Source organism: Candidatus Schekmanbacteria bacterium, assembly GCA_003695725.1.
In the GTDB taxonomy this organism is placed as follows: domain Bacteria; phylum Schekmanbacteria; class GWA2-38-11; order GWA2-38-11; family J061; genus J061.
On sequence record RFHX01000096.1, the window covers coordinates 1 to 5,349 of the forward strand.

Annotated in this window: 5 protein-coding genes; 2 read left to right on the forward strand and 3 right to left on the reverse strand. The window is 35.1% G+C overall.

Annotated features, from left to right (window positions below):
• From D6734_03825 to D6734_03835, 3 genes are all read right to left on the reverse strand, one after another.
• On the reverse strand, positions 1-807 hold an 807-nt coding region (locus tag D6734_03825; GenBank protein RMF96319.1), incomplete at its 3' end, for a glycosyltransferase family 39 protein.
• Positions 808-945: 138 nt separating this feature from the next.
• Positions 946-2,172 carry an MFS transporter gene (locus D6734_03830; GenBank protein RMF96320.1) on the reverse strand — a complete coding sequence of 409 codons (1,227 nt, stop codon included), beginning with the start codon at positions 2,170-2,172 and terminating at the stop codon, positions 946-948.
• Between the two features lie 144 nt (positions 2,173-2,316).
• Positions 2,317-3,627 (reverse strand): MFS transporter, encoded by a 1,311-nt coding sequence (locus tag D6734_03835; protein ID RMF96321.1) that lies wholly within the window; start codon positions 3,625-3,627, stop codon positions 2,317-2,319.
• Between the two features lie 461 nt (positions 3,628-4,088).
• Here D6734_03835 and D6734_03840 point away from each other — a divergent pair, with 461 nt between their 5' ends.
• A complete protein-coding gene (locus tag D6734_03840; protein RMF96322.1) occupies positions 4,089-5,105 on the forward strand; it encodes a uroporphyrinogen decarboxylase in 1,017 nt (338 codons plus the stop codon).
• Positions 5,106-5,165: 60 nt separating this feature from the next.
• Positions 5,166-5,349 (forward strand): hypothetical protein (locus tag D6734_03845; GenBank protein ID RMF96323.1); only part of this gene is annotated, 184 nt, incomplete at its 3' end.

Sequence of the window (5,349 nt, forward strand, 5' to 3'; positions counted from 1 at the left end):
AAATCCTCCTAAAATCACAGGTATATAGTAAAAAATACTTCCACTTCTCTCATGGACATTTGTGAAATACCTCATAACATTTTCATAAATAAGATTATCATAGAGGAAACCGGGAGTTTTTATTGTTGAAATTACATACCATGGCAAAACCACCAATAGAAAAAGTAGAATATTTATAGGACGCAGCAGGTCTCTTATTTTGCTGAAATCTCTGAAGGCGAGAATATATGAAAGAATTACCAGCGATGGGACAATTATACCTAAAGGTCCCTTTGACATAAAAGCAAGGCCGCTGAAGATGAAAAGTAGATATTTAAAGATTTCGTACTTTGATGATAATTTTAGGGAAAATATAAAAAATGATAAAATCGCTGCAGTAATAAAGAAGGTTAAAATCATATCTGTAACTATAGCACGAGAAAGAGCTATGAATTCCAAACTTGTGAGTAGAATCAAGGCTGAAAATATTCCTGATTCAAAGCAAAAGAGTCTAGTCCCTGCAAATAAAACGAATAATACACAACCTGTCCCGAATAGAGCAGAGACATATCTGGGAGCATAATCCTTATTGGGAAAAAGTTTGTAAGATATTACAGAGAGCCAGAAGTAGAGAGGCGGTTTCTTGTTATAGTTTTCGTAGTTTAAAGTAGGTGTTATATAATCACCCCTTTCTATCATTTCTCTTGCAATTTCAGCATATCTTCCTTCATCAGGATCCCACAAATCTCTCTTTGAAAGTCCGTAAAAGAAGAGGAAATAAACTAATATTACTATAAGAAAAATTAATACTATATTCTTTTTATCCATTTGCATTTGATTTTTATCGTTTGAGTTTTAAATGCCTTTTTTTAGTTAAAAAGCATTTTTCAGTCAATCTAAACTTGGATCTCTTATGCATATTTATATGGATTATTTCAACACCATTATGAAATAGAAAGTTTAAAATCAGTGGTCAGATTCTTTGAGCATTTCCTGTTCTTTGACGGCTTTTTTCCATAAAATCAAAATTAGGAAGGCAACAACCAAATCTGCAGTACCAGTTAACACAAATGGAGATGAGTGTGAAATTTTATCAAAGAGAAATCCTCCAATTTGTAGAAAGAAGATAATTCCCATAGCTGCAATAGTGTGATATCCTCCCAAAACAGAGCCTATCATATCTCGAGGAGCTACATCAGAAGTTAAAGTAGTTGCACCAACACTGCATCCATTGAATCCAATTCCAAACAAAATAACACAGATTTTCATCCATATGGAGAAGGGATTATCAATAAAAAATATCAAAACATATCCCAATCCTGAAAAAAATGCGCCAAATAATAAAATCTGAAGGCGGCCAACTTTATCTGCAAGATAGCCCCAAAGAGGATAAAGAAGAAGACCAATTATGCTTGCTATTCCAACAGTTATGCCGCCTTGGGCCATTGCTTCAAAAGGTGTTTTCCCATACTCCGCTGCTACTTTGTTTACCCAAACCATTACAAATGTTGCGAGTATGATTGAATCAGATCTTGCGGCAAAAGCAACTGCGTAGGTTATTTTCAAACAACTGCTCTTTTTGAATATTTTTAACACTCGCTTCCACTGAATTTTTTCACGCTCTTTTACTTGGACCATATCAACAAGTGTTTTACTCGATACTATTGAGGAAAGGATGCCAATTACTGCAATTAAAATAAAGACATTATATAAACCTATGATTTTTGGCAGTTGCGCAATTACTATGAAGCAAAATAAAGACGCAAAGGTAAACATAAACCCTAAAATTGCCATTGCTTTGCCCCGTCCTTCGACATATGTGTAATCTGTTAACATATTTTGGACCTGTGGCCACACAAAAAGGAGAGATGCACCAAGAAGGAAACGAAAAAAATATACTAAGAATATAGGTTTTGATAGCCCTATATAACCTGATATGATATGAGAGGAGCCATATAGGAGGGTAAAAATTCCTGTCAAAAAGAAGCCTGCAACGAGTAGCGGTTTTCTGCCTTTTTTATCCGAAAGAAGCCCTACTGAGCCTATGAAGCAGATTATTGTCACTTCAACGATAACGGATAAAGATGCATTTATTGCGCCTGCGTTTTCTTTGTTTATCTTGATTATTTCCTGAAGGTATGTTGGAGTAAACAAAGTGGGGGAAATATTCATTAGCATTGCAAAGAAACACATTAGATAGAGGACAATGACATTGAATTTAGTAATGCCCTCTCTAAATTTGATTCCGAGAAGAACGATATTTTTATTCGAAATAATTTTTTACCTTTCCTAAGATTCGATTTTTTGCACTTGATTATACAACAGGATTGAGAGGATTTAAGAAGAATATTTACTATTTCTAATTCCTTTTTCTTCTTTATGTGCTTTTTTCCAAGTAAAAAGTGCGAATAGAACAACTGCTAAATCGGCAATGCCTGTGAGCACAAAAGGAGATGAATGACCTAAGTAATCAAAGAGAAAACCTCCTACTTGGAGAAAAAACATTATTCCAATAGCTGCTGCAGTATGGTATCCGCCCAAAAGAGACCCAATGATATTTCTTGGCGCAAGGTCTGATGTAAGAGTCGAAGCACCTACTCCGCTTCCGTTTACACCAAGGGCAAAAATAAAGACACAAACTTTCATCCATATGGAAAAAGGATTTGAAATCAAGCCTATCAATACATATCCCAACCCTGCAAAGGTGAGGCCTATGACTAATACGCGCAATCTTCCTATTCTTTCAACTAAATATCCCCATAAGGGATAGCACAGAAGCCCAACAATGCTTGCAAGGGCAATAGTTATCCCACCTTCTGCCATTGCTTGAAAAGGAGTTTTCCCAAATGCCCGTGCTTCCTTGTTGACCCATATCATAATGAACATTGCCAGAATTACCACATCCGCGCGAGATGCAAATGCAGTAGAAAAGGTTATTTTGAGGCAGGGGCTTTTTTTCAAAAGCTTGAGAACTTCTTTCCAATCAACCTTTTTATGTTTCTCGATATTGATAAGGTCAACCAATCCTATTCGTGAAGTTATGGATGCCAGAATTCCTAAAATCATGATTATTATGAACACATTATAAAGCCCAATATATTGAGGAAGCCGGGCAAGGAAAAGGAAACTGAAAAGAGAAGCTGATGTATACATAAAACCCATAACAGCCATAGCTTTGCCTCTACCATCCACATAGGTATAATCAGTAATCAAAGATTGAACTTGAGGCCAGACGAAAAGAAGAGACAATCCAAGAAGAGTGCGGAAAAAATAGATAAAAAATATTGGGTTTTCAATTCCTGTCAAGTCAGATAAAATATGTGAAGAGCCAAAAAGAAGGCTAAAAACACCTGCAGTAAAAAAACCTCCCACAAGAAGAATACGACGCCCCTTTTTATCAGAAAGAATTCCTATTGCGCCAACGAAGCATATAATCATTATTTCAACAATAACAGATAAAGAAGCATTGATCTTTCCAAGATGTTGGCGGCTGATATGTATTGTTTCTTGAAGATAGGTAGGAATAAGCATAGTAGGTGCTATATTCATAAGCATAGCAAAGAAACACATCAAGAATAAAATGATGATATTGTATTTCTCGATTCCTTGACGAAATCTTATCTTTAAAAAACTAACCTCGCCTTCCATTTCAGTTTATACTTTCTGAAAAATTGGTTCAGCTTTTCTAATTGTAAGAAAATGTAAAAAAGCTATGCATAAGCTGTAAATATCTTTGATGGACGCAATTCAGCTCCATTAGAATGAATGTTGGTAAAAAGGGGTCGGGTCTGCTTTTGGCTTTTCTTCGCATTTTCATAAACAGCAAATTCGCATCTTTCCCGAAGATTTAGATAATGCCCGTGACTTTAAATTAGCTCTCCTTCAAGGAAATATATCAAGAAATGGGGAAGACAAGTCGTGGGATTTCCTGAATTAAAAAATTTTTGCCCTATCAGGTAGTTGCCTTACCAGTTTAAAAATTTAACATTTCAACAATCAAATTTAACATTTTGTTGTTATCAATAAATATCTTTGATGGAAGAAGAAAAAGATTTATTGTAAAGTTGATAAGCAAAGGATTGGTGACGTTAAATAAAAGGAAATAAGAAATGGAAAATGTTATGATTCAAGCGGCAAAAGGACAAAGAACAAATGTTACTCCAATATGGATAGAGGTGCAGATGTTGGTAACACCTGAACATAAAAAATTGACTGAGAAATATGGATTTGCAGGGATAGTAAAGAATGCAGAATTGGCTGCTATTTCAACAGTTGAACCTGTGGAAAAATTAGGTGTCGATGCCGCGATTCTCTTTTCTGACCTTCTTGCTCCTGCAGAGGCTATGGGCATTAATGTTGAATATAGTTTAAATGGTCCTTCAATTACCAATCCTGTCAGGTCTTTGAAGGATGTTGAAAAACTTGTATTTCCTGATCCTGAAGAAGGGATGAAGATATGGCTTGATACAATTAGAATTTCAAAAAGAGAATTGGCAGGGAAGGCGCCCATTATAGGTTGGGTTGGAGCACCTTTTGGTATGGGCTCTTTTATTGTGGAGGGGGGGAGGCCTGCACCTTTCAGAAATATTAAAAGGATTATGTATCGAGAACCCAAGATTATTCATTCTTTGTTTGAAAAATTGTCGGAAATGGCAATTAGGTTTCTTGAAGCCCAGATTGAAGCAGGAGCAGAAATTGCAATGCTCTTTGATATTGTTGCAGGATTTCTTGCGCCCGAAGATTACAGAGAGTTTTGTTATCCCTACATAAAAAGGATTGCAAGAGAAATAAAGAAAAAAAATGTTCCTCTTATTTATCATTCACGAGGTTTTAATTTTTTAAAATATATAAAAGATACGGAAATCGATGTTGTGGGAATCGATGAGACAATAGATATATCTGATGCAATTGAAATATTGGAAGGAAAGAAAACTATACAGGGCAATTTAGAGCCATATGTATTGTTTGCAGAAGATAAATTTATCAAAGAAAGAACAGAAGCAATTCTTGATGCTGCGGCAAAGGCGCCAGCTCATATTTTTGCTCTTGGTGGATGGATTTTAAGAGATACACCTTTTGAAAAAGCAAAATACTTAGTTGAGGTTGTACATAATTATAAGAGATAGAGTCTATATGAGATTTCAGAAAATTGGGAATGCTATTACTGACATTATTGAGTTTTTTTTATGAAGATTAATGCAGATCGTCTAAATGAAATTTTATTTATTCTCCTCTTTTCAATCACTCCCCTTATTTATCTGCCGAGGTCTTTGGGATTTCACTTTCTTGCAAAGGAGAATTTCTTTTATTTTATTCTTTCATTGATAATAGTCAACACACTCTATCTCTTTTGGAAAGGAAGGATTAAAT